Origin of the sequence: Isoptericola haloaureus, from assembly GCF_036689775.1 — a bacterium.
GTDB classification, from domain to species: Bacteria; Actinomycetota; Actinomycetes; order Actinomycetales; family Cellulomonadaceae; genus Isoptericola; species Isoptericola haloaureus.
Genome location: NZ_JBAGLP010000110.1, coordinates 239,976 through 262,553, shown reverse-complemented (window position 1 = coordinate 262,553; position 22,578 = coordinate 239,976). Strand labels below are relative to the sequence as shown.

General features: G+C 73.7%; 25 protein-coding genes. 14 read left to right on the top strand and 11 right to left on the bottom strand.

Going from position 1 to position 22,578, the window contains the following annotated elements:
- Positions 1–55 precede the first annotated feature (55 nt).
- Complete coding sequence (locus V5O49_RS05085; RefSeq protein WP_332901275.1) at positions 56–2,008, top strand: hypothetical protein; 1,953 nt, start codon at positions 56–58, stop codon at positions 2,006–2,008.
- Between the two features lie 153 nt (positions 2,009–2,161).
- Positions 2,162–2,587, top strand: a complete 426-nt coding sequence (locus V5O49_RS05080) for an Hsp20/alpha crystallin family protein (protein ID WP_278235193.1) — start codon at positions 2,162–2,164, stop codon at positions 2,585–2,587.
- 81 nt (positions 2,588–2,668) lie between these two features.
- On the opposite strand, the gene V5O49_RS05075 is transcribed toward V5O49_RS05080, so the two are convergent.
- Genes V5O49_RS05075 through V5O49_RS05065 form a run of 3 tightly spaced genes read right to left on the bottom strand, consistent with a single transcriptional unit; the run spans position 2,669 to position 5,172 of the window.
- Complete coding sequence (locus V5O49_RS05075) at positions 2,669–3,862, bottom strand: glycerate kinase (protein WP_332901274.1); 1,194 nt, start codon at positions 3,860–3,862, stop codon at positions 2,669–2,671.
- Between the two features lie 22 nt (positions 3,863–3,884).
- Complete coding sequence (locus V5O49_RS05070; RefSeq protein WP_332901273.1) at positions 3,885–4,367, bottom strand: MarR family winged helix-turn-helix transcriptional regulator; 483 nt, start codon at positions 4,365–4,367, stop codon at positions 3,885–3,887.
- Positions 4,368–4,410: 43 nt separating this feature from the next.
- Entirely contained in the window at positions 4,411–5,172 is a 762-nt protein-coding gene (locus tag V5O49_RS05065; protein ID WP_278235196.1) for an isoprenyl transferase, read from the bottom strand.
- A 333-nt stretch (positions 5,173–5,505) separates the two neighbouring features.
- Here V5O49_RS05065 and trhA point away from each other — a divergent pair, with 333 nt between their 5' ends.
- On the top strand, positions 5,506–6,177 hold the full coding sequence (gene trhA / locus V5O49_RS05060) for a PAQR family membrane homeostasis protein TrhA (protein WP_332901336.1): 672 nt from the start codon (positions 5,506–5,508) through the stop codon (positions 6,175–6,177).
- Positions 6,178–6,335: 158 nt separating this feature from the next.
- On the opposite strand, the gene V5O49_RS05055 is transcribed toward trhA, so the two are convergent.
- The 3 genes from V5O49_RS05055 to mca are packed head-to-tail and all read right to left on the bottom strand — an operon-like array spanning position 6,336 to position 8,427.
- Entirely contained in the window at positions 6,336–7,157 is an 822-nt protein-coding gene (locus tag V5O49_RS05055; RefSeq protein WP_332901272.1) for a nitrilase-related carbon-nitrogen hydrolase, read from the bottom strand.
- Positions 7,154–7,555 (bottom strand): hypothetical protein, encoded by a 402-nt coding sequence (locus tag V5O49_RS05050; RefSeq protein ID WP_332901271.1) that lies wholly within the window; start codon positions 7,553–7,555, stop codon positions 7,154–7,156. The genes V5O49_RS05055 and V5O49_RS05050 overlap by 4 nt, the downstream gene beginning before the upstream one ends.
- Positions 7,555–8,427, bottom strand: a complete 873-nt coding sequence (mca, locus tag V5O49_RS05045) for a mycothiol conjugate amidase Mca (RefSeq protein ID WP_332901270.1) — start codon at positions 8,425–8,427, stop codon at positions 7,555–7,557. Before mca ends, V5O49_RS05050 begins: the two co-directional genes overlap by 1 nt.
- 77 nt (positions 8,428–8,504) lie before the next feature.
- Between mca and V5O49_RS05040 the strand changes: the two genes are divergently transcribed.
- The 5 genes from V5O49_RS05040 (at position 8,505) to V5O49_RS05020 (ending at position 12,196) form a co-directional block, all read left to right on the top strand.
- Positions 8,505–8,942 (top strand): DUF4307 domain-containing protein, encoded by a 438-nt coding sequence (locus V5O49_RS05040; RefSeq protein WP_332901269.1) that lies wholly within the window; start codon positions 8,505–8,507, stop codon positions 8,940–8,942.
- A gap of 165 nt (positions 8,943–9,107) precedes the next feature.
- The gene (gene greA, locus V5O49_RS05035) at positions 9,108–9,590 is read left to right on the top strand and encodes a transcription elongation factor GreA (RefSeq protein ID WP_278235200.1); all 483 of its coding nucleotides are present in this window, start codon (positions 9,108–9,110) and stop codon (positions 9,588–9,590) included.
- A gap of 184 nt (positions 9,591–9,774) precedes the next feature.
- Positions 9,775–10,329: a diaminobutyrate acetyltransferase gene (ectA, locus tag V5O49_RS05030; RefSeq protein WP_332901268.1), complete on the top strand. Its 555-nt coding sequence runs from the start codon at positions 9,775–9,777 to the stop codon at positions 10,327–10,329.
- Between the two features lie 101 nt (positions 10,330–10,430).
- Complete coding sequence (gene ectB, locus V5O49_RS05025) at positions 10,431–11,732, top strand: diaminobutyrate--2-oxoglutarate transaminase (RefSeq protein WP_405001139.1); 1,302 nt, start codon at positions 10,431–10,433, stop codon at positions 11,730–11,732.
- Between the two features lie 53 nt (positions 11,733–11,785).
- Positions 11,786–12,196, top strand: a complete 411-nt coding sequence (locus tag V5O49_RS05020; protein WP_278235202.1) for an ectoine synthase — start codon at positions 11,786–11,788, stop codon at positions 12,194–12,196.
- A 100-nt stretch (positions 12,197–12,296) separates the two neighbouring features.
- Here V5O49_RS05020 and ilvA read toward each other — a convergent pair whose 3' ends face one another.
- Genes ilvA through V5O49_RS05005 form a run of 3 tightly spaced genes read right to left on the bottom strand, consistent with a single transcriptional unit; the run spans position 12,297 to position 15,480 of the window.
- Entirely contained in the window at positions 12,297–13,517 is a 1,221-nt protein-coding gene (gene ilvA / locus V5O49_RS05015; protein WP_332901267.1) for a threonine ammonia-lyase, read from the bottom strand.
- A 46-nt stretch (positions 13,518–13,563) separates the two neighbouring features.
- Positions 13,564–14,811 carry an AI-2E family transporter gene (locus V5O49_RS05010; protein ID WP_332901266.1) on the bottom strand — a complete coding sequence of 416 codons (1,248 nt, stop codon included), beginning with the start codon at positions 14,809–14,811 and terminating at the stop codon, positions 13,564–13,566.
- A 57-nt stretch (positions 14,812–14,868) separates the two neighbouring features.
- On the bottom strand, positions 14,869–15,480 hold the full coding sequence (locus tag V5O49_RS05005) for a YdeI/OmpD-associated family protein (RefSeq protein WP_332901265.1): 612 nt from the start codon (positions 15,478–15,480) through the stop codon (positions 14,869–14,871).
- A gap of 111 nt (positions 15,481–15,591) precedes the next feature.
- Here V5O49_RS05005 and V5O49_RS05000 point away from each other — a divergent pair, with 111 nt between their 5' ends.
- Both V5O49_RS05000 and msrA read left to right on the top strand, forming a co-directional pair.
- Entirely contained in the window at positions 15,592–17,181 is a 1,590-nt protein-coding gene (locus tag V5O49_RS05000; protein ID WP_332901264.1) for a Na+/H+ antiporter, read from the top strand.
- Between the two features lie 90 nt (positions 17,182–17,271).
- Positions 17,272–17,943: a peptide-methionine (S)-S-oxide reductase MsrA gene (msrA, locus tag V5O49_RS04995; protein WP_332901263.1), complete on the top strand. Its 672-nt coding sequence runs from the start codon at positions 17,272–17,274 to the stop codon at positions 17,941–17,943.
- An 84-nt stretch (positions 17,944–18,027) separates the two neighbouring features.
- Here the strand turns inward: msrA and V5O49_RS04990 are convergent, their stop codons facing one another.
- Positions 18,028–18,672: an NAD(P)-dependent oxidoreductase gene (locus V5O49_RS04990; RefSeq protein ID WP_278235208.1), complete on the bottom strand. Its 645-nt coding sequence runs from the start codon at positions 18,670–18,672 to the stop codon at positions 18,028–18,030.
- A 100-nt stretch (positions 18,673–18,772) separates the two neighbouring features.
- Here V5O49_RS04990 and V5O49_RS04985 point away from each other — a divergent pair, with 100 nt between their 5' ends.
- The 3 genes from V5O49_RS04985 to V5O49_RS04975 all read left to right on the top strand — a co-directional run bounded on the left by V5O49_RS04985 (position 18,773) and on the right by V5O49_RS04975 (position 21,170).
- Positions 18,773–19,150: a winged helix-turn-helix transcriptional regulator gene (locus tag V5O49_RS04985; protein WP_278235209.1), complete on the top strand. Its 378-nt coding sequence runs from the start codon at positions 18,773–18,775 to the stop codon at positions 19,148–19,150.
- 38 nt (positions 19,151–19,188) lie between these two features.
- Positions 19,189–20,742, top strand: a complete 1,554-nt coding sequence (locus V5O49_RS04980) for an ATP-dependent DNA ligase (RefSeq protein ID WP_332901262.1) — start codon at positions 19,189–19,191, stop codon at positions 20,740–20,742.
- 68 nt (positions 20,743–20,810) lie between these two features.
- Positions 20,811–21,170, top strand: a complete 360-nt coding sequence (locus V5O49_RS04975) for a DUF5655 domain-containing protein (RefSeq protein WP_171246975.1) — start codon at positions 20,811–20,813, stop codon at positions 21,168–21,170.
- Between the two features lie 63 nt (positions 21,171–21,233).
- Here the strand turns inward: V5O49_RS04975 and V5O49_RS04970 are convergent, their stop codons facing one another.
- Entirely contained in the window at positions 21,234–22,100 is an 867-nt protein-coding gene (locus V5O49_RS04970; protein ID WP_332901261.1) for a LysR substrate-binding domain-containing protein, read from the bottom strand.
- Between the two features lie 52 nt (positions 22,101–22,152).
- Here V5O49_RS04970 and V5O49_RS04965 point away from each other — a divergent pair, with 52 nt between their 5' ends.
- A complete protein-coding gene (locus V5O49_RS04965; RefSeq protein WP_332901260.1) occupies positions 22,153–22,536 on the top strand; it encodes a DUF5997 family protein in 384 nt (127 codons plus the stop codon).
- Positions 22,537–22,578 lie beyond the last annotated feature (42 nt).

The following is a 22,578-nucleotide window of genomic DNA, read 5'->3' as shown; positions in this document are numbered from 1 at the left end:
CGGTGGCGCGGGTACTCTCGACGGACCCGGTCCGGACCGTGAGCGAGGAGGCCCTGTGACGAGCACGCGCACCGCTCCCGCACCGGGCCGGACGGCGCGGCCCCGGCCGCCCGCCGAGGTCGGCCAGGTGCGCACGACGGCGCAGGCCGAGGAGCTCGCCGCCCGCCTGCAGCACCCCGACCGCGCCTGGCCCGTCGTGGTCGTCTCCACCCCGCGCGACCGCGGCCGTCCGTACGTCGACCCGGACCGCGTGCTGGACGACGTGCGCGGCCTGGCCGAGGTCGTCGTGATCCACACCGGCGACCCGTCGTGGGCCTTCTCCCACGGGATGCCGGACGCCACCCAGGTCTACGGGGGCGCCTCGCGGGTCTACCCCGTCGGCGTCGGGTGGGTGCACGACGTCGCCCGGTCGCCGCTGTGGATCGCCTACGACGACGCCGAGGGCACGCGGGTGCACGACCGGCTCGTGCAGGACGCCCTGGCCGCCGCCACCCGCGCGGGGCTGGTCGGCCTGGACCTGCTGCCCCCGACGCCGGCCACGACGACGGGCACGGTGCTGGGCCTGGTGGGCACCCGGGCGCTGGTGCAGACCGCCGACGGCACGACGGCGCAGGTCGCCCAGGAGCTGACGCTGCCGATCGTGCCGATCGACCGCCTCCTGGCCCCGGGGATGCGCGTCCACGGCGTGCTGGACGTCGACACGCGCCGCCTGGACGTCCGGGACATGCTGCCCGACGCCCTCGAGCAGACGTCCCGGGTGCTGTCGGGCTACCCGGCCGGAGCGGTCGTGCCGGCCCAGGTGCACCGCGTGGACGCCGACGAGGTCACGGTCGCCCTCGCCCCGGCGGTCACCGTGCGCGTGCGGCGCGAGCACGCGAGCCGGGGCGACGACGACCTGCGCGACCTGTTCACCGTGGGCGAGGTGGTCGCGGCCCGGATGCAGGCCGCCCGCCCGGTCCCGGGCCCCGAGGGCGGCCACCGCCACCCGTCCCTGCGGCTCGACGACGTGGACGACGCCGGCGGCGTGCGGCCCGCGATCAACCTGCTCGACGGCGGCCCGCCCTGGCTCCCGGCTCCCGCCGTCGTCCCGGACGACGAGCTCTCGGCCGACTCGGCGCCGTCGGGCCCGGCACCCACCCCGGCCCTGCTGGACCGGCACCGTCCGTCGTCCGCCCCCACGCCCGCCCCGCAGCGGCCGGCACCGGCCGAGAGGACGAGCCCGGGCCCCAAGCCGGGCCCCGGACCGCGCCGGGCGGTGCCGCCCCCGGGGCGCACCCCGGCCCCGGCGCCCGAGGCGTCGGAACCGCCGGACGCCGCGCCGGACCCGTCGACGGACCGCAAGACGCTGGTCAACCAGCTCGAGCTGTCCGTCCACGAGCAGCGCGCCCGGGCCGACCTCGCCGAACGGGAGGCGATCGAGCTGCGCGCCTCCGTCAAGGCCCTGGAGGTGGAGGTGGCCGGGCTGCGCGACCTCGCCCGCGAGCAGCGTGACCACCTGGACCGGCTCTACCGGGACGTCGAGCGGTACAAGGCCAGGATCCGGTCCGCGCGCAAGCAGCGTGGCGGCGACCCGGCACCGGCGCCGACCTCCGACCGACTGTTCACGGACCCGGTCGACCAGCTCCGCCACGACGTCTACGGCACGTGGGCCCAGGTGGTCGGCGCCACCGAGAAGGCCGACTACCCGCTGCCCGACTTCGCGGTCGGCCCGCAGTTCTGCGACTCGCTGGCCACGACCGGCCGCGGCCTCGAGGAGAAGGTGCACCGCGCGATCGTCATGGTGCTCGTCGGCCGGGCCCAGGACATCGCCGGCTACGAGCTGCACCGCCTGCGCCAGGGCGACGGCGGCGGCGACCCGTACCGGGTGCGCGAGTCGGACGGCGCCCAGGCCATGCGCCTGTCGCTGCAGGTCAGCGCACCGCAGGCGCGACGGCTGCACTACTGGGTGCTGCCCGGGGGCGGCGTCGAGCTGTCCCGCGTCGTGCTGCACGACGACGTCGAGCCGTGACCCGGCCGTTCACCGAGAGCGAACGCGGCAGATCTGGCACTCGTGGACCGAGAGTGCTAATTCTGGGGGTGTAGCCAGGTGACGCCGGACGGACCGGCGCACCCGTCGCGGGCCGAGGCCGCGGGCGCGGCCTCGTCGAGGAGGTGATGCGCGATGGCTACGTACTGGGACCCGTTCCAGGAGATGGACCGACTCTTCGGTTCGATCCCTCTCACCACGCGGAACGCCTCGGCGATGCCGATGGACCTGTTCCGCGAGGACGACCACTTCGTCCTGGCCGCCGACCTTCCCGGGATCGACCCCGGGAGCATCGACGTCTCGGTCGAGGACCGCACCCTGACCGTCCGGGCCGAGCGGACCGCACGCTCCGCCGAGGGTCAGTGGCTGCTGCGCGAGCGCCCGGCGGGCACCGTCGCACGGCAGATCACGCTCGGGCGCGGGCTGGCGCTCGACCACATCACGGCGGCCTACGCCGACGGCGTGCTCACGCTGACGATCCCCGTGGCCGAGGAGGCCAAGCCGCGCCGGATCGAGGTGGAGCACAGCTCGCACCCGCACACGATCGAGGCCGGCGGCTGATCGCCCGTCCGGGACCACGGCACGGCCGGTGCCGGAGCATGCTCCCCGGCACCGGCCGTGCCGCGCGCCGCCGCCGCGGCGTCAGCCCCGCCGGCGCCCCGCGAGCAGCAGGTTCGTCGCCGACGCCGCGACCTCCGCCAGACGCGTCGCCGTCCGGGGGATCAGCTCGTCGAGGCCGATCGGTCCCGGGGCGATGGAGAAGGCCGCGGTGATGCCGGCCGCACGGGTCTGCTCCGCCGGCAGCAGCACCTGCCCGGCCACGACGACCACGGGCGGCCGGGCCGGGGACGCGGCGGCCAGGCGCGCCACGCCGTCGGCCACCTTGCCGCGCACGGACTGCGAGTCGAACGAGCCCTCGCCGGTGAGGACGAGGGCGGCGTCCGCGAGCACGGCGGGCAGCCCGACCGCCTCGGCCACGAGCAGCGCCCCCGGCTCCAGCTCGGCGCCGAGGACGGCGGCGAGACCGGCCGGCACTCCCCCGGCGGCCCCGGCGCCGGGCAGCTCGTGCACACGGACGCTGGTCTCGCGCTCGAGCAGGTTGGCCCACCGGGTCAGCGCCTCGTCGAGGAACGCGACCTCTCCCGGACCGGCGCCCTTCTGCGGGGAGAAGACCGCGGCCGCCCCGAGCTCGCCGAGCAAGGGGTTGGTGACGTCCACGGCCAGGCGCCAGCGCACCTCGCGCGCTCGGGGGTGCAACCCCGACAGGTCGATCGAGGTGACGCGGGCCAACCCCTCGCCGCCGTCGGGGACCACCTGGCCGTCGGCGTCGAGCATCCGGGCGCCGAGCCCGGAGAGGATGCCCGCACCGCCGTCCGTCGAGGCCGATCCGCCGAGGCAGACGAGCACCTCGCTCACCCCGGCGTCCAGCACGGCCGCGGCGACGTCACCGGTCCCGCGCGTGCCCGCGTGCAGGGGCTGCAGCGGCTCGTCGCTCACGCCCGGCAGTCCGCTGGCCTCCGCCAGCTCGACGACCCCGGCACCGCCGTCGGGCGACACGGTCCAGCGGGCGGTGGTGGGGCGGCCGATGGCGTCGACGGTCTCGACGGTGTGCACCGCCGACTGCCAGGACGCGACGAGGGCGTCCAGCGTGCCCTCCCCGCCGTCGGCCATCGCGAGCGACGTGACGCGGGCGTCCGGTGCGGCCGCCAGAACACCCTCCCGCAGGGCGGCGGCGACCTCGGTCGCGTCCAGGCTGCCCTTGAACGAGTCGGGGACGAGGACGACGTGCGGCGGCTCGGCGGTCGGGGACGGGGCGGCGGTCGGCGTCGATGTCACGCGCCGAGGATATCGGCCCCGGTCAATCGTGCGGGGCCCAGTCCGGGATCTCGGCCTGGGCCGCACGCAGCTTGGTCAGCAGGCGCACGAGCTCGGCCTGCTCGTCGTCGTCGAGAGCACGGCCCACGTACTGGCCCATCGCGCGCACGTGCCGGCGTCCGACCTGTCGCTGCAGCCGGCTCCCGGCGTCGGTGAGCCCCACCAGCGTGCCGCGCGCGTCGTCCGGTGCCGGTGCCCGGGTCACCAGACCCCGGTCCTCCAGCCGCTCGACCATCCGCGACAGCGACGACTGGGCCAGCAGCACGTTCTCGTTGAGGTCGCGCAGGCGCATCCTGCCGCCTTCCGCGCGGGACAGCGTGAACAGCACGTCGTACTCACGGATGGACAGCTCGACCCAGACGTCGTCGGCCTGGAACCGGCGCATCAGCGTGACCTGGGCGCGGAACAACGCCTCCCAGGTCGTCGCGGCGCGTCGCGCCGACCCGGGAACCGGCTGCGTGGTCATCGTGTCCGCCTTCCTGTCCCGGCACCGGCGCCGGGGCCTCTCGTCACCGACCCAGTCTGCGCTCACGACGCGAGAAGTCGCGCAGCGCACGCAGGAAATCCACCCGGCGGAAGTCGGGCCAGTAGGCCTCGCAGAACGACAGCTCGCTGTGCGCGCTCTGCCACATGAGGAACCCACCCACCCGCAGCTCGCCGGAGGTGCGGATCACCAGCTCGGGATCGGGCTGGCCCTTGGTGTACAGGTGGGCGGCGATGTCCTCGACGTCGAGCCGCTCCGCCAGCTCGGTCAGCGTGGTGCCGCGCGCCTCCTCGGCGCGCAGGTAGGACCGCACGGCGTCGGCGATCTCGTGCCGCCCCCCGTACCCGACGGCGACGTTGACGTGCAGCCCCTCGACGTCCGCGGTCGCGGCCGCGGCCTCGCGCAGCGTGCCCACCAGACGCTCGGGGAGCAGGTCCAGCCGGCCCACGATCCGCAGGCGCCACCGCCCCGACTCGGCCAGGTCGCGCACGGCGTCGGAGATGATGTCGAGCAGGTCGGCCAGCTCGTCGTCGGAGCGGGCGAGGTTGTCCGTGGACAGCATCCACAGGGTGACGACCTCGATGCCGAGCTCCTCGGCCCAGCCCAGGAACTCGGTGATCTTGTCTGCGCCGCGACGGTGCCCGGTGGCGGCGGTCTCGCCGAACGACTTGGCCCAGCGGCGGTTGCCGTCGAGGATGACCCCGACGTGCCGAGGCATCTGCGCGGACGGCAGCGAGGCCGCGAGCCGACGCTCGTACAGGCTGTACAGCGGATGGGGCAGGCGCACGCAGGTCCTCACGGGTGCTCGGGCGGACGAATCGGGTCAACGGTACCGCCGCCCGACGTCGACGAACGCCCCGGACCGGCCCCGACGGGGCAGGGGGCGCGGAGTTGTCGCACGATCTTCACAGACTCCCGGCCGGATCCTGGCGCCGGTACCTTACGCTGGCGTAACCTACGGAACCGTAGGTTGTCGGCCCAGCAAGGAGGACACGTGACCGGAACCGCGCCGCACGAACGGCGGCACGTCGCCGTCCCCGACGCTGCCGACGTCGGCTCGGCGGCCAAGGACGCCGCCCGCGACGCCGCTCACGGCGCGCGCGAGACCGTCTCCGGCGTCGTGCAGACCGTCGCGGTGGGCGCCACCGCACAGGCCCGGCGGCTCAAGCCGAAGCTGCGCGGGTGGATCCACGCCGTGACCACGCCGCTCGCCCTGGCCGCCAGCATCGTGCTCGTCGTCCTGGCCGAACCCGTGGCCGGCAAGGTCGCGGCCGCGATCTTCGGCCTCAGCGCCCTGATGCTGTTCGGCACGAGCGCCGTGTACCACCGCGGCACCTGGTCGCCGCGGGTCGAGGCCGTGCTGCGCCGGATGGACCACGCCAACATCTTCCTCATCATCGCGGGCACCTACACCCCGCTGGCCGTCGCGCTCCTGGACCAGCGCTCGGCGACGATCCTGCTCACCATCGTGTGGAGCGGCGCCGTCGCCGGTCTCCTCGCACGCGTGCTGTGGATGAACGCGCCGCGCTGGCTGTACGTGCCGGTCTACGTCGCCCTCGGATGGGTCGCGGTGGCCTATCTCGGCCAGTTCGGCGCCACGGGCGGACCCGCCGTGGTCTGGCTCGTCGCCGGCGGCGGCCTGGCCTACACCCTCGGCGCGGTCGTCTACGGCACCAAGTACCCCGACCCCTCGCCGCGCTGGTTCGGCTTCCACGAGATCTTCCACGTGCTGACGGTGATCGGTTTCGCCTGCCACACCGTGGCGATCTACCTGGCCTCGCTGGCCGCCTGATCCCGGCGGCGGCGTCAGGGACGCCCGGGCGGCCGTGCGGGACGGTGGGGAGACGGGCCCTCGGCGGGTCGTCGATCGCGAAGTGCAGGTCGCGCAGCGACCGTGAACGCGACCCTGCCGAGGGCCCGTCTCCCCACCGTCCGTCCGCGACCGAGCGCTCAGGCCTCGCGGGGGACGACGGTGTACCGCCGGTTCACCAGGGAGGGGTTGGCCTCACGGGCCTTCGTCAGCTCCTCGGCGTCGAGGTCGACCGTGCGGTACTGCGGCTTGTCGTCCATCTCGAGGCCGACGACGCCGTCCGGCCCCACGAGCGTGGAGCGGCCCGTGACGCCCTTGCCCGCCATGCCGACGCCGATGGTCACGACCGTGTTCTCGATCGCGCGGGCGGTGAGCAGGGTGCGCCAGTGCTCGGCCTTCAGCGGGCCGGCCACCCAGGCGGCGGGCACCACGAGCACGTCCGCCCCGGCGTCGACCACGCGCCGCGCCGACTCCGGGAACCGCAGGTCGTAGCAGGTGATGACGCCGAACGTCAGGTCGCCGACGCGGATCGTGAGCGGCTCGGCGTCCACGGGCCCCGCCTGCAGCCGGTCGGACTCCCGGGTGCCGAAGGCGTCGTACAGGTGCACCTTGCGGTAGACGCCGACCAGCTCGCCGGCACCGTCGACCGCGACCACGGCGTTGACGCCCTTGCGGGGCCCGTCGTCGGGCCCGGGGTCGTCACCGGGCAGCGTGACGCCGGCGATCGCGGCGACGCCGGTGGCCGCCGCCTGCTCGCGCAGCAGGCTCACGAACGGGCCGTCGAGGTCCTCGGCGTGCTCGATCCCGACACCCGAGCGGTGGTAGCCGGAGGCGTACTCCGGCAGGACCAGCAGGTCCGCCGAGAGTTTCGCGGCCTGGGCGAACGCGTCGACGACGAGATACCGGTTGGCCTCGTGGTCGTCGGCGATCGTGACCTGGGCGACCGTGACGCGCGCCGTCATCGCGGCTCCCGACCGTCGTCGGGAGACCCAGCGTCCGGCGTGCCGGCGACCTGCTGCCCCTCCTCGGCGGGCCCGTCGGCCGGCGGGCCCGGAGCGACGTCGGGCGAGGTCGGCGTGGCCCCGGAGGGCCCGCCGTCGCCGGTCGCGTCGCGCCGGACGCCGATGCTGCGCCGCTCCGGGATCTCGATGCCGTGCTCGCGCGCGTAGTTGTCGGCCTTGCGCAGGTGGCGGCTGAGCGACAGGAACAGCAGGACGGCGGCGACGGCGATCGCGAAGGTCGCGAGGAAGCCCTCCAGACCCGGGGTGACCTCCCAGTCCTCCAGCACCCGCGCCGTCGGGCTGGGCGACGGGGCCGGTGCGACGTCCGCCGCGACCCGCGCGAGCAGCGCCGTCGGCATCAGGACCCCGTCCGCACGCCGGCGAAGAGGTCGTCCTCCGGCGTGCTGACCGGCACGCGGGAGTCCGCGAGCTCGAACTCCTCGGTGGACCACACGTCCGCCTCGATGTCGCGGGGGACGGCGAAGAAGAACCCGTCGGGGTCGATCTGCGAGGCGTGCGCGGTCAGCGCGGCGTCGCGACGGGCGAAGTACGGGGCCACCTCGATGCGCGTGGTCACCTCCCGCTCCGGGATCTCGCGCGCGGCCCGGGACTCGATCCAGTCGCCGAACGGCGACTCCAGCCCGGCGCCCTCCATCGCCTCGTGCACGGCGCGCAGCCGGTCCAGGGAGAAGCCGTGGTTGTAGTAGAGCTTCGAGGGCGTCCAGGCGTCCGCGCCGCCGTCGACGACGTACCGGCTCGCGTCACCGGCCGCGTGGTAGGCCTCGAACGCCACCTCGTGGCACTTGATGTGGTCCGGGTGGGGATAGCCGCCCGTGGGGTCGTAGGTCGTCATGACGTGCGGGCGGAACTCGCGGACGAGCTCCACCAGCGGCGCCGAGGCCTCCTCCAGCGGCACGAGGGCGAAGCAGCCCTCCGGGAGCGGCGGCTTCGGGTCGCCCTCGGGCAGGCCGGAGTCGACGAACCCCAGCCAGTGCTGACGCACGCCCAGCGCCTCGGCGGCGGCCGCCATCTCCAGGCGTCGCACGGCCAGGCGGCCCTCGACCGTCTCAAACTCGTGCCCCGCCGGCACCTCGAACGACGGGTTGAGCACGTCGCCGCGCTCGCCGCCGGTGCACGTGACGATCAGCACCTCCACGCCCTCGGCGGCATAGCGGGCCGTGGTGGCGGCCCCCTTGCTCGACTCGTCGTCGGGGTGTGCGTGCACGGCCATCAGGCGCAGTGGCTCGCCGGTCAAGAGTCCTCCCAGGGTGGTGCGGGATGTCCGCAGTCGTCAGGGACAATGGTGTCATGAGCCAGACGCAGCATCCCGCCGCCCCCGCCGACCGGTACGGCACCGCCGGACCCGCCGGCGGCTCGGCCCGCCGGGGCGGGCCGTTGGGACGGGGCGCGAAGGCGGCGATCGCGGCGGCACTGACGGCGGCGGTCGCCGGCACGGCCTGGTTCGCGACGCTGCGGCAGGCCGACGACCCGGTCGCCCACGACATGGTGTCGTTCGACGTCCTCGGCCCCGAGGAGATCGAGGTCACGTTCCAGGTGCACATGCCGGTGGGGACGACGGCGACGTGCACGATCGAGGCGCTGGCGCCCAGCTATGCCCAGGTCGGCACGCTGGACGTCCCGGTCGGCCCGGCGCAGACCCGGACCAGCGCCTACGAGGTCACGGTCGGCACCTCCCAGGAGGCGACGTCGGCCGTCGTCGCCGGGTGCACCCCGACCGCGCCGTGACGCCCCTGACGCCCCCGGGGGGACTGCCGCGCGGACGCCGGCGTCCGGTATCCTGACCTATTCACACGTAGTCCAGCACGAGCCGACGCGCGTGCCGACGCCCGTCGGCCGGACGAACGCGCGGCGCGCGCCGGGCACCGACGAGCACCAGAAAGGAGAGTCCACGTGACCGAGAGCAACGTCACCTGGCTCACCCAGGAAGCTCACGACCGGTTGACGGCGGAGCTGGAACACCTCTCCGGACCTGCCCGGACCGCTATCGCCGAGCGTATCGCCGCCGCCCGTGACGAGGGCGACCTCAAGGAGAACGGCGGGTACCACGCCGCGCGCGAGGAGCAGGCGAAGAACGAGGCCCGGATCCGCGAGCTCACCGAGAAGCTGCGGCACGTCGCCGTCGGCCGTCCGGCCGACGACGGCACCGTCGAGGCCGGCATGGTCGTGACCGCGGAGGTCGCCGGGGACGAGATGACGTTCCTGCTCGGCTCCCGCGAGATCGCCGGCACCACCGACCTGGACGTGTACTCCCCCACCTCGCCCCTCGGCGCCGCGATCGACGGCAAGAAGGTCGGCGACGAGGTGAGCTACACCGCCCCCAACGGGCGGGACATCCCGGTCAAGGTCACGTCCGCCAAGCCGTTCTCCGGCTGAGGCGCCCGCGAACGGCGGGTGGCGACGGCGCCGCAGGGCCCCGTCGCCACCGCCCGCGGAACCTCTCACCGTATCCACACATGTCCGCCCGGCGCAGCCCGGACCAGCGCAGTCGCGCGCTGACCTCCGGTTCGACCGCCGTGGTCCCGACGGACGGGCGTGAGATTTTGCCGGTGATGTGTCTATGGTTGAGTACGGTATGACGATCCCAGAGACAGGTCCGAACGCCCCCACGACCGCCGACTCGGTGTCAGGGGCGCCCGATGCAACCCTCACGATCCGTCGACCGGATGTCTCCGACGGCGCCGCCATGTGGCGCGTCGCCCGCGACTCCGGCTCGCTCGATCTCAACTCCTCGTACGCCTATCTGCTGCTGGCCGACCACTTCGCCGACACGTGCCGGATCGCCCTCATGGGCGACGACGTCGTCGGTTTCGTGACCGGCTACCGGCTGCCGGCGGACCCGACCCGCTACTTCCTGTGGCAGGTCGCCGTCGACGAGCGCGCCCGGGGCCACCGCCTCGCCGGCCGACTCATCGACGCCGTGATCGACGACCAGCCGGAGGTGAGCTCCCTGGTGACCACCGTGACCGAGGACAACACGTCCTCCCGCCGCGTCTTCCAGCGGTGGGCCGAGCAGCGCGGAGCGACCCTCGACGAGGTCACCGGGTTCGAGGCGCACCACTTCCCGGACGGCCACGAGGCCGAGCCCCTGCTGGTGATCGACGGCATCCGCTAAGACGCAAGACCTCGGACTGCGCCGGTTCGGCGCGCAGGTGACGACGCAGTCCTTCCCTTTCTTTCTCCGCACCGGCGCGCACCATCGAAGGAGTGTCCTCCGTGACAACCCTGTCCGCACCGACCCCCGACGCGTCCTCCCACGACGACCCCACGGGTTTCTCTGCCCTCGAGTCCGAGGTCCGCAGCTACTCCCGTGCCTGGCCTGTGGTGTTCGACCGCGCGACCGGCGCGACGGTCTTTGCCGAAGACGGCACGGCCTACCTGGACTTCTTCGCGGGCGCCGGCTCGCTCAACTACGGGCACAACAACCCCGTACTGAAGAAGGTCCTGATCGACTACCTCGCCGACGACCGCATGGTCCACTCGCTGGACATGTTCACGACCGCACGTCGCGAGTTCCTCGAGACCTTCCGCTCGCACATCCTCGAGCCGCGCGGTCTGGACCACAAGGTCATCTTCCCCGGCCCGGGTGGCGCCAACTCCGTCGAGGCGGCCCTGAAGCTGGCCCGCAAGGTGACCGGCCGCGAGTCCATCATCAACTTCACCAACGCGTTCCACGGCATGACGCTGGGCGCGCTGTCGGTGACGGGCAACTCCATGAAGCGCGGCGGCGCGGGCATCCCGCTGGTCCACGCGACGCCGATGCCCTACGACGACTACCTCGCCGGCGCCGAGGACGACTTCGCCTACCTGGAGCGTCTGCTCCAGGACGCCGGCAGCGGTCTGAACGAGCCGGCGGCGATCATCGTCGAGTCGGTGCAGGGCGAGGGCGGCATCAACGCGGCCCGCGCCGAGTGGCTGCGCGCGCTGTCCGACCTGTGCAAGCGCCACGAGATCCTGCTCATCCTGGACGACATCCAGATGGGCTGCGGCCGCACCGGCGGGTTCTTCTCCTTCGAGGAGGCCGGGATCTACCCGGACATGATCTGCCTGTCGAAGTCGATCTCCGGCTACGGCCTGCCGCTGGCCATCACGCTGGTGCGCCCCGAGCTCGACATCTTCGAGCCCGGCGAGCACAACGGCACGTTCCGCGGCTTCGCCCCGGCCTTCGCCACGGCGTCCGAGGCCATCCGCACCTACTGGTCGGACGACACCCTCGAGAAGGAGACCCTGGCCAAGGGCGCCATCATCGAGGGCTTCTTCAACGAGATCGTGGCGCGCTACCCGAAGCTCGACCTGGTCAGCAAGGGTCGGGGCCTGGCCCGCGGTCTGCAGTTCCCCGACGGCGAGACGGCCGACAAGGTGACCACCGGCGCGTTCGAGCGTCACATGCTCGTGGAGACCTCCGGTCCCGAGGACGAGGTCGTCAAGCTGCTGCCGCCGCTGACCATCACCGAGGACGAGCTGCGTCAGGGTCTGGCGATCCTGGACGAGGCCATCACGGCCGCTCTGGGTTCCTGAGCCGCTCGACGGCACGCTGACCCGACCACCGACCCATACCTCGAGGAGGCTCCATGCTCGTTCGCACGCTCGACGAGATCACCGACACCGACGCCGACATCAAGACCGAGAACTGGCGTTCCAAGCGCATCATCCTCGCCAAGGAGGGTGTCGGCTTCTCCGTCCACGAGACCACGCTGTACGCGGGGACCGACAACTACTTCTGGTACGCGAACCACTACGAGGCCGTGTTCATCACCTCGGGCGAGGGTGAGATCGAGGACCTCGCCACGGGTGAGGTGCACGAGCTCAAGCCGGGCACGCTGTACCTGCTCAACGACCACGACAAGCACAAGGTGCGGCCGAAGACCGACATCACGTGCGTGTGCGTGTTCAACCCGCCGGTCACCGGCCGCGAGGTCCACGACGAGAACGGCGTGTACCCGCTGATCACCGAGCCGGAGTCCCAGCCCGCCGCCGGCTGAGCTCCGCACGACGAGATCGACCCTCGTGGTTCGAGATCGACTCATGGTGAGTCGATCTCGAACCACGAGGGTCGATCTCGTTGCGGGGTGTCCGAAGCCGTCAGGTGACCTGGTAGCCGTCCCGCCGCAGCCGGTCCAGCACCGCCGCGCAGTGCTCGGGACCGGTGGTCTCGAGCTGCAGGGTCACCAGCACCTCGGAGACCTCCAGCGTGGTGTCGGTGCGCCGGTGGTCGACGCGCACGATGTTCCCCTCGGCGGCGGCCACCGTGTCCAGCAGCGAGGCCAGCGCCCCCGGCTCGTCGGACAGCCGCACCGAGATCTGCAGGTAGCGGCCGGCCGCCACGAGACCGTGCTGGACCACGCGCTGCAGCAGCAGCGGGTCGATGTTCCCGCCGGAGAGCACCGGCACCACGGTGCCGGTGAAGGCGCCCGGGGACGCGGACACGGCCGCGACGGCGGCCGCGGCGGCCGGCTCGACGACGAGCTTGCCGCGCTCGGCCACGAGCAGGAGCGCCCGCGACATCTCCGCCTCGGTGACCGTCCGGACCTCGACCCCCAGGCGGTGCAGCACCTCGAAGGGCACGTCGCCCGGCATGCCCACGGCGATGCCGTCGGCCATCGTCGACTCCAGGTCTCCGGCGATCGGACGTCCGGCCGCCAGGGAGGCCGGGTAGGCCGCAGCCGAGGCGGCCTGCACGCCGACGACCTTCACGTGGGGCGCGACCTCGGCCAGCACGGTGGCGATCCCGGCCACGAGGCCGCCGCCGCCGAGCGGCACGACGACGGTGCCGACGTCGGGCACCTGCTCCAGGATCTCCAGGGCCACGGTGCCCTGGCCGGCGACGACGTCGGGGTGGTCGAAGGGGTGGATGAGGACCTTGCCGGTGCGGGCGGCCTCCGCGCGGGCCGCGGACAGCGCCTCGTCGACGCTGTTGCCGAGCTGGCGCACCTCGGCGCCGTAGCCGCGGGTCGCCTCGAGCTTGGGGACGGAGGCGCCGACGGGCATGTAGACAACGGCCGGGATGCCCAGCTTCTCGGCCGCGAGCGCGACGCCCTGGGCGTGGTTGCCGGCCGAGGCCGCGACCACGCCGGCGCGCTGCTCCTCGGGGGTGAGCCGGCTGAGTCGGGTGTAGGCGCCGCGGATCTTGAAGGATCCGGCGCGTTGCAGGTTCTCGCACTTGAGGACGACGTCGGCGCCGGCGAGCTGGGTCAGCGCCCGGAAGGGATGCACCGGGGTACGGGTCACGACCCCGTGGAGCAGCTCGGCGGCTGCCTCGACGTCGGCGAGGGTCACTCGGTCCAGGGGTGTCGGTGAGTTCACGTGCCCCAGTATGCGACGCGGAGGCCCCGGTCCACGATGTCCTCGGTCACGTCGACGGGCCGCGGCGACCCGTGGCGCCGGAACCGCCCGGGTCGACGGGGCCGTCCTGCGGTGCGTCGTCCTCGCGGCCGCCGCGGTTCGACCACAGCAGCGTCCCGGGCAGGTCGGCGAAGGCCTGCTTGCGCAGCAGCGGGACGTGGTCGGCGGTGCCGAGCTCGGGGAACTTGTCGTGGCCGTGCAGGTACTGCACGACCGTGTTGAGCACGGCGGCGAGCGGCACCGCGAACAGCGCACCGATGAGCCCGGCCGCGAGGCTGCCGGCGGCGACGACGAGCACGACCGCGACCGGGTGCAGGGAGACCGCGTGACCCATGAGCAGGGGCTGCAGGATGTGGCTCTCGAGCTGCTGCACGAGCAGCACGATGCCCAGCATGATCAGCGCGGCCACCCAGCCCTGGGCCACGAGCACGACGGCGGTGGCGATCGCCCCGGTGACGATGGCTCCGAGGATGGGCACGAACGAGCCCACGAAGACCAGGATGCCGATCGGCAGCGCGAGGGACGGCACGAAGAACGCCGCGCCGATCCCGATGCCGACGCCGTCGACCAGGGCGACGAGGATCTGGGTGCGCACGTAGGAGGAGAGCGTGACCATGCCGCGGCGTCCGGCCTGGTGCACCTTCTCGCGCGCGGGCAGCGGGAGCAGGTTGACCACCCAGGTCCAGATGTTCCGGCCGTCCTGGAGGAAGAAGATCGTGCAGAAGATCGCGATGATGATGCCCACCAGGACGTGGCCCACGGTGCTCGCGGCGCCGAGCGCCCCGGTGATGAGGTTCGAGCTCTGGCTGGCCACCAGGTCCTGCAGCTGGTTCGTGTAGTTCGAGAGCTGCTGGGCGTCGAGGCCGAGCGGGCCCTCCGACAACCAGTCGACGAACTCCTGGAACCCCTGGACCGCCTGGTCCCACAGGTCCTGGAACCCGGCGACGATCTGGGAGCCGGCCAGCGTGACCAGGCCCGCGACGAAGACGATCAGGGCGACCAGCGACAGCGCCGTCGCCGCACCACGCGGGACACCGGCGTTCTCGAGCATCCGCCGCATCGGCCGGAGCAGGATCGTCACGAGCAGGGCCACGGCGACCGGCACGGCGATCGTCTTCAGCTGGCCGAGCAACCAGACGACCCCGGCGACCCCCGCGGCGATCAGCAGCAGCCTCCAGGACCACGCGGCCGCGGCACGCACGCTGGCGGGGACGGCGTCGCCGTCTCGACTCTCGGGTCCTGCCGGGCTGGTCACGGCCCCACCCTAGGCCGGTCATGACCGGAATGCCCGACGATCGCGCGCGGGGAACGGTCAGTCGTCCGGGAGCACGCTGCGCCGTTGCGGGTGGGGCGTCTCGCCCCGTTCGAGCATCGCCACGAAGCGTGCGGCGTGGCGTGCCCGGGTCTCCTCGCGCCGCGCCGTGGACAGGCGGTGCAGGATGGTCGAGCGGTTCTGCGCGCTCAGCCGCTCCCACGCCACGGCGGCCCGCGGGCTGGCGGCCAGCGCGTCGGCCAGCACGGCGGGGACCTCGATCGTGACGGCTCCCCCGTAGGCGGCGTCCCACCGGCCGTCCTGGTGCGCGCGGTCGATCTCGGCCTGCCCGCGGGGGCGCATGCGGCCCTCGGCGACGAGCCGGTCGGCGATCTCGCGGTTGCGCACCGACCAGGCGCTGCGCCGTCGGCGCGGGCAGTAGCGCTGCAGGGAGGTGTCCTCGTCGCGACGGCGGCTCTGGGCGTCGATCCAGCCGCTGCACAGGGCCTCCTCGAGCGCCAGGTCGCGGGTCAGGCCGGTGGGCCCCCGCCGGCCCTTGCGGGCGAGCACGACCCAGACGCCGTCGGTCGCCGTGTCCTCGTGGTCGTCCAACCAGGCGCGCCACGCGGACGCGTCCGACAGGATCAAGGGGTCGGTGGGCTCCGTCGCCATGGTCAGCAGGCTATCGGGGCGCCCGGCGTCCCGGGCGTCCGGCGGGTGCGCCGAGGGCCCGTCACGGGCAGACTTGCCTCGTCCCTCACCGCCGTCCCCGGGAGACGTCACATGTCGTCGGTCGCCCTGTGGGGAGTCATCGTCGCCGGGGTGGTGGTGCTGACCCCGCTCGCGGACCGCGTCCGCGTCCCCCTGCCGGTGCTGCTGACGCTGTTCGGCATCGCGCTGCCGCTGTTCCCGGCCGTGCCCGCCCTGCGCCTCTCCCCCGAGATCATCCTGCCGGTGGTGCTGCCACCGCTGCTGTTCGCCGCCACGCAGCGCTCGACGGTGCGGGAGTTCCGCAGCCAGTCGCGGCCCATCCTGCTGACCGCCGTCGGGCTGACCATCGCCTCGGCGGGACTGGTCGCCGTCGTCGCGCACGCCGCGGGCGCACCGTGGGCGGTCGCCTGGGTGCTCGGGGCGATCGTGGCCCCGCCCGACCCGGTGGCGGCGACGGCCGTGGCCCGCCGGCTGCGGCTGCCCGGCCGGGTCGTCACCGTGCTCGAGGGCGAGGGGATGTTCAACGACGCCACCGCGCTGGTGATCTACCACGTGGCCGTCGCCGCGGTGGTGGCCGGGTCGGTCACGGCCGGGGAGGTCGGGCTCGACCTGCTGCTCGCCGTCGTCGTCGGGGTCGCCGTGGGCCTGGCCGCGGGCTGGCTGGGCCACGTGGTGCTCGGGCGGCTGCACGTGCCCGCCGCGGAGACCACCGTGACGATCGCCCTGCCGTTCGCCGCCTACCTGCTGGCCGAGGAGTGGCTCGGCTCCGGCGTGCTGGCGGTGCTCACCCTCGGCCTCGTGCTGCGGTCGGTGTCGCACGCGTCGGTGACGTCCGGCGGCTGGCTGCTCGGCCGGGCGGTGTGGGAGTACGCGGACTACCTGATCACCGGGGTCGTGTTCGTGCTCATCGGCTTCGAGCTGACGTCGGTGCTGGACGGCAGCCCGGTGGAGCGGACCGCGCTCCCGCTGGCGCTCGGCGTCGTCGCGGTGCTCGTCGCGCTCCGGTTCGTCTGGATGTTCCCGGCGCTGTGGTGGCTGGGACGCGGGATGGCCTCGCGCGCCCGCCAGCAGGGCGCACCGCCCGAGGTGGCGGGCATCGGGGCGTTCACCCGGCGGGAGACGACCGTCGTCTCGTGGGCCGGGATGCGCGGCGTCGTCTCCGTCGCCTCGGCGCTCGCCCTGCCGCACGTGGTCGCCTCCGGGGACGACTTCCCGCTGCGCGACACCGTCGTGTTCGTCGGGCTGATGGTGGTGCTGGCGACCTTGGTACTGCAGGGGCTGACGCTCGCACCGGTGGTGCGGTGGCTGGGCGTCGGGCGGGCCGGCGACGGGACCGCCGAGATCGCCCGGCTGCGCGAGGAGGCGACGGTGGCGGCGCTGGAGGCCGTGCGGGTCCGGACCGACGTCCCGGTCCCGGTCCGCGAGGCCGTCGCCCAGCAGTACGAGGGGTACCTCACCGCCCAGCGGGCGCTGTCGCGGGCCCGGGCCCAAGGGGACGGCGACGACCGCTACGACGAGCAGGTCGACGCACTGCTGCGCGACGCCGTCGAGATCGAGCGGGACGTGTGCGTCCGGGCGCGCAACGAGGGGCTCGTCAGTCCCGAGGTCGCCGACGAGGTGCTCGCCGACGTCGAGGCCCGCGCGGTACGCGACCTCGACTGACCCGGGCGCTCGGCCCGGCCGAGGAACACCACCGGCCCGCGCCGCGTTGGCACCCTCGGACGGAGAGACCCGTCCCAGTCAGGAGGAACGATGATCTTCGAGAACCTGTTCGGCGGCGGCAAGACGACGATGGTCGCGCCGGAGGACGCCCTGCCGGGCCGGGAGGGGCCGGTGCTGCCCGCTCCCCGTCCGCACACCGTGCTCGGCACCTCGATCGTCGGCCCCTGGGAGCCCGGCACCCGCGTGCTGTACCTCGCCATGGGCTGCTTCTGGGGCGCCGAGGAGATCTACTGGCAGGTCCCCGGGGTCGTGAGCACCGCCGTCGGCTACATGGGCGGCACGACGCCGAACCCCACCTACGAGGAGGTCTGCACCGCGCGGACCGGGCACACCGAGACAGCGATGGTCGCCTACGACCCGGCGCAGGTGTCCGAGGAGGAGCTGCTGCGGATCTTCTGGGAGCGGCACGACCCGACCCAGGGCTTCCGCCAGGGCAACGACGTCGGCACCCAGTACCGCTCCGGCATCTACTGGACGACGCCGGAGCAGGCCGAGGCCGCGCGGTCCACGGCCGAGCGCTACGGCGAGGTGCTGGCCGCGAAGGGCTACGACCCGATCACCACCGAGCTGCGCCCGGCCGCCGAGGCGGGCCCGTTCTTCTACGCGGAGGACTACCACCAGCAGTACCTGTCCGACGCGAAGAACCCGCACGGCTACCGCTGCCACGCCACGACCGGCGTGCCGTTCCCCGCGGCCGCCTGAGCGACCGCGACGGCGACCCCACCGGGACGACGACGGCCCGTCCCTCGACCGTTCGGCGAGGGGCGGGCCGCGTCGTGCCAGGTGTCAGCTCGCGACGGTGAACCGCCGACGGCGGTGCGTCGGGTTCTCCAGCTCGTCGACCAGCGCGGTCGCGAAGTCGGCGCCCGAGATGAACGAGCTGCCCTCGTCGTCGGCCAGGAGCACGTCACCGCCGGTGCGGTACGTGCCGGTCTTCTCGCCGGGGGCGTAGGAGCCGAAGACGGCCGGCGGGCTGAGGTAGAACCAGTCGAGGCCCTCGGGGGCGTCCTGCAGGTCGGCGAGGATGTCGGTGAACTCCAGCGCCTCGGCCTTGAACGCGTCCGGGAAGTCGGGGCCGTCGACGACGCGCGGGCCGTCCTCGCTGACCTTCAGGGACCCGGCGCCGCCGACGACGGCGAGGCGCACCCCGTGCGCCGCGGCGCGGTCCGCGAGCCGGGCGTAGGCGGGGCGGACCTGGCCGGCCATGTCGCCGCGCGGGGAGACGGTCGCGACGACGACGTCGGCCCCCTGCGCGGCGCTGTCCACGGTCGCCTCGTCCAGGACGGAGCCGGTGGTGTACCGCACGCCGTCGACGGGCTCGGTGGGCTCGGACCGGCTCAGCGAGGTGACCTCGTGACCGCGCTGGGCGGCCTCGCGGACGATGTGCTCCCCGGCGTAGCCGGTGCCCCCGATGACGGTGATGCGTGCCATGACTCTCTCGCTCTCTGCTGGCATGTCACTCTCCAATGGAGAGTAGGTTTCCATCGGAGACTCTAGGACGTAGGATCGTGGTCCGCAAGGAGGATGCACCGTGACCGAGATCCCGTTCGACCCGTACCTCAAGGCCTGCCCGAGCCGCACGGTCCTCGACCGTGTCGCCGACCGGTGGACCGTCCTCGTCGTCGGCGCGCTGGCCGACGGCCCGCAGCGCTTCTCCGCGTTGGCGCAGCGCGTCGACGGCGTCTCGCAGAAGATGCTCACCCAGACGCTGCGCGGCCTCGAGCGGGACGGCCTCGTGCAGCGCACCGTGCACGCCGAGGTCCCGCCGCGCGTCGAGTACGCGCTCACCGCCGCCGGTCACGACGTGCTCGGCCCCCTGCAGGCCCTCGAACGCTGGACACTGGACCACTCCGCCGACGTGCTCGCCGCCCGCGAGGCCTACGACGCCGTCCACCCGGTGACCGCCTGAGCCCTGCGCATGTCGGTCCCGACTGCGACGATCGACCTGTGTTGCTCACCGAGCTGGTCCGGACGCACGCCGCGGTCGCCGCGACGCGGTCCCGCCTGAGCAAGCGCGAGCTGCTGGCCGAGGCGCTGCGGGAGGCCGCTCCGCCGTCGGCGCGCCCGCCCGAGGGCGACGACGGCGACGAGATCGAGATCGTCGCCGCCTTCCTGTCCGGTCGCCCCCGGCAGCGCCGCACCGGCCTCGGGTGGCGCACACTGTCCGACCTGCCGCCTGCGGCGGACGCCGCCACGCTGACCCCGGTCGCGGTCGACGCCGCCCTGTCCGCGATGCAGGCGCTCGAGGGCACGGGCTCCCACACGGCGCGCACGCAGGCCTTCACCGAGCTGTTCTCCCTGGCCACGGCCGACGAACAACGGTTCCTGGCCGCCCTGCTGCGCGGCGAGCTGCGTCAAGGCGCCCTGGACTCGCTCCTGCTCGACGCCATCGCCGCGGCGGCCGACGTCCCGACGAAGGCCGTGCGCCGCGCGGCCATGTTCAGCGCGCTGTCCGGCCCGATCGCGCGGGCCGCGTTGACCGGCGGGACGCCGGCGCTGGAGGCCTTCACCCTGCGTGTCGGCCGCCCGGTGCGCCCCATGCTGGCCTCGTCCGCACCCGACGTCGACGCCGCCGTCGAACGGTTCGCCGACACGTCCGTCGCGGCGGACGTGAAGCTCGACGGCATCCGTGTCCAGGTGCACGTGGCCGGTGACGACGTCGCCGTGTTCACCCGGTCGCTCGACGACATCACCGACCGCCTCCCCGAGGTCGTGGCGCTGGCCCGCTCCCTGGAGGTGGACGCCGCCGTGCTCGACGGCGAGGCCCTCGCCCTCGACGACGCCGGACGGCCCCGGCCCTTCCAGGAGACGGCGTCGCGCACCGGCACCCACGAGGCGGACCCGGGCACGAGCCTGCCGCTGACCGTGAGGTTCTTCGACCTGCTGCACCTCGACGGCACCGACCTCGTCGACGCCCCGGCCCGCGACCGCCTGGCCGCGCTCGACCGGGCGGTGCCGCCGGACGCCGTCGTCCCCCGGCTGGTCGACGCCGACGCCGGGGCGCTGCAGGAGTTCTTCGACGAGGTCGTGGGCGCCGGCCACGAGGGGCTGGTCTTCAAGGACCTCGAGGCCCCGTACGCCGCCGGCAAGCGCGGGGCCGCCTGGGTCAAGGTCAAGCCGCGGCACACCCTGGATCTGGTGGTGCTCGCCGTCGAGCAGGGGTCGGGTCGCCGCCAAGGCTGGCTGTCGAACATCCACCTCGGCGCGCGAGACCCCGCCGGCGACGGGTTCGTCATGCTCGGCAAGACCTTCAAGGGCATGACCGACGAGATGCTCGCCTGGCAGACGCAGCGGTTCACCGAGCTCGCCGAGGGCCCGACCGACGGCTACGTGGTGCGGGTGCGCCCCGAGCAGGTCGTCGAGATCGCCTTCGACGGCGTCCAGCGCTCCAACCGCTACCCCGGCGGTGTCGCGCTCCGGTTCGCCCGGGTGGTGCGGTACCGCGACGACAAGACCGCCGCCGAGGCCGACACGATCGACGCCGTGCGCTCCCTGCGCTGACCCTCCGGGGTCACGGTGGTCGTCCTCCGGCTTGCGGTGGCACGACGTCCGTCCGCACGATGCTGCCCATGGACCTGGCCGAGTACCTCGCCGCACACGAGGATTCTCGAGCGCTCTTCGACGAGCTGCGCCGGGTGATCCTCAAGCTGGGGCCGGTCACCGAGCGTGCGTCCGTGAGCCAGGTGGCCTTTCGGGACCGCCGCACCTTTGCGCTCGCCTGGGCTCCCGGACAGTACCTGGGAGAGCGCGCAGCGCCGCTCGTGCTCTCCGTGGTCCTCCCGTGGCGCGACGCCGACCCGCGGTGGAAGGAGATCGTCGGGCCTCGGTCCGGGGGCTTCCTGCATCATCTCGAGCTGCACGGGACGAGCGAGATCGATGATCAGGTCAAGACCTGGATCGCGGCGGCGTACGCCGCCGCCCGTTCGTGACCACGGCTCGGCCTGCCCGCATGCACTTGTCGCGACGAGACGACGTGACCGGGCGGTCGGCGCTCAGCGCCGCTTGCCCCGCCCCTTGGACCCGCCGGCACGGCCGCGGCGGGCGCCCGCCGCTCCCCCGCGTCCGCCCGCGGTCCCGGCCTTCTTCGCGGCAGCGCCGGACGCCTTCTTGGCGCCCGCCGCCTTGGTGGAGGCCCTCGCCGACTCCCCCGCCCGGCCGCGGGAGCTGTTCGCGGTACGACCGCGCACGATGCCGACCATCTCCTCGACGAGCTCGCCGGTCTCCTCGGACAGCCCGTCGCGCAGCCAGACCAGCCCGACCGGAGCCTCCGGACCGTCGTCGAGCACCCGGTGCACGACGTCCTTGCGCCGGTGCAGCCGTGCCAGGGACATCGGGACGACGACGACCCCGCTGCCGGTGGCGGCCCAGGCGATCGCCTCCGCGGTCGTGGCCGGGGCCGGGGTCACCAGCGTCCCGGTGCCGTCGTCGTACGCCTCCGGCGCCAGGCCGGGACGGGGCACGTCACCGGTGAACAGCACGTCGTCGCCCGGCACCCACAGCACGTCGTCGTCGAGGTCCGCGGGCGTGACGTGCTCGGACTCCTCGGTCGCCGCGAGCAAGTGGTCCCGGGAGACGACGACCATCGGCAGCTCGTCGTACAGCGCGATGGCGTGGAACTCCTCCTTGTCGACGGGCAGCCGGGCGATCGCCGCATCCAGGGCCCGTTCGCGCAGCGCGGTCGTGGCGTCGGCCGACTCCACCGGGACGAGGTCCAGCGGCACCCGGGGCAGACGCTGCTCCCACGTGCGGGCCCACTTGCCGGGCGTCGCGCCCGGGACGAACCCCAGGCGGAACCGGGGGGCTTCGTCCGCGGGCAGATCGCCGTCGTCGGGCCCCACGGGCCGGGTGTCCTCGCTCACGTGGCCAGGTTACGGTGCGGCGGCACGCGGCCCGCCCGACTACCCTGGGCGCATGGCCGGAACACCCTTCTCCCAGCAGGTCCTCAAGCCGACGAACGCCGCGAAGCGGCTCGGTGTCTACCTGCCCGCCACGCCGGCGGAGTTCCAGGAGAAGGGCCTCACCCGCGCCGAGCTGGAACAGCTCGAGCAGAACCCGCCGGAGTGGCTCGAGGAGCTGCGCCGCAACGGTCCCCACCCGCGTCCGGTGGTGGCCGGCCGGCTCGGCATCTCGATCGGCGGGCTGGCGCGCGGCGGCATCACCGAGCCGCTGACCACGGAGCAGATCGACGAGCTGCGCGAGGACCCCCCGGCGTGGCTGGTCCGCGAGCGCGAGACGGCCGCCGCGGTGCGCGCCGAGGAGGAGCGGATCGCGGCCGAGCGGAAGCCCGAGGACTGATCAGCGCGGCAGATCCTCGTCGGATCGGCACTTCGGACTGCC

Excerpts from the sequence above, each read along its gene's own strand:
- V5O49_RS05050 (WP_332901271.1), bottom strand. The coding sequence starts at position 7,555 with ATGCCGACGGCGCTGCTCGCGCGGGTCGCGGCGGACGTCGCACCGGCC.
- V5O49_RS04990 (WP_278235208.1), bottom strand. The coding sequence starts at position 18,672 with ATGGCACGCATCACCGTCATCGGGGGCACCGGCTACGCCGGGGAGCAC.
- msrA (WP_332901263.1), top strand. The coding sequence starts at position 17,272 with ATGATCTTCGAGAACCTGTTCGGCGGCGGCAAGACGACGATGGTCGCG.
- V5O49_RS05000 (WP_332901264.1), top strand. The coding sequence starts at position 15,592 with ATGTCGTCGGTCGCCCTGTGGGGAGTCATCGTCGCCGGGGTGGTGGTG.
- V5O49_RS05055 (WP_332901272.1), bottom strand. The coding sequence starts at position 7,157 with ATGACGGCGCGCGTCACGGTCGCCCAGGTCACGATCGCCGACGACCAC.
- ectA (WP_332901268.1), top strand. The coding sequence starts at position 9,775 with ATGGTTGAGTACGGTATGACGATCCCAGAGACAGGTCCGAACGCCCCC.
- V5O49_RS05070 (WP_332901273.1), bottom strand. The coding sequence starts at position 4,367 with ATGACCACGCAGCCGGTTCCCGGGTCGGCGCGACGCGCCGCGACGACC.
- V5O49_RS04965 (WP_332901260.1), top strand. The coding sequence starts at position 22,153 with ATGGCCGGAACACCCTTCTCCCAGCAGGTCCTCAAGCCGACGAACGCC.
- V5O49_RS05020 (WP_278235202.1), top strand. The coding sequence starts at position 11,786 with ATGCTCGTTCGCACGCTCGACGAGATCACCGACACCGACGCCGACATC.
- V5O49_RS04975 (WP_171246975.1), top strand. The coding sequence starts at position 20,811 with ATGGACCTGGCCGAGTACCTCGCCGCACACGAGGATTCTCGAGCGCTC.
- V5O49_RS05080 (WP_278235193.1), top strand. The coding sequence starts at position 2,162 with ATGGCTACGTACTGGGACCCGTTCCAGGAGATGGACCGACTCTTCGGT.
- mca (WP_332901270.1), bottom strand. The coding sequence starts at position 8,427 with ATGGCCGTGCACGCACACCCCGACGACGAGTCGAGCAAGGGGGCCGCC.
- V5O49_RS05040 (WP_332901269.1), top strand. The coding sequence starts at position 8,505 with ATGAGCCAGACGCAGCATCCCGCCGCCCCCGCCGACCGGTACGGCACC.
- V5O49_RS05005 (WP_332901265.1), bottom strand. The coding sequence starts at position 15,480 with ATGGCGACGGAGCCCACCGACCCCTTGATCCTGTCGGACGCGTCCGCG.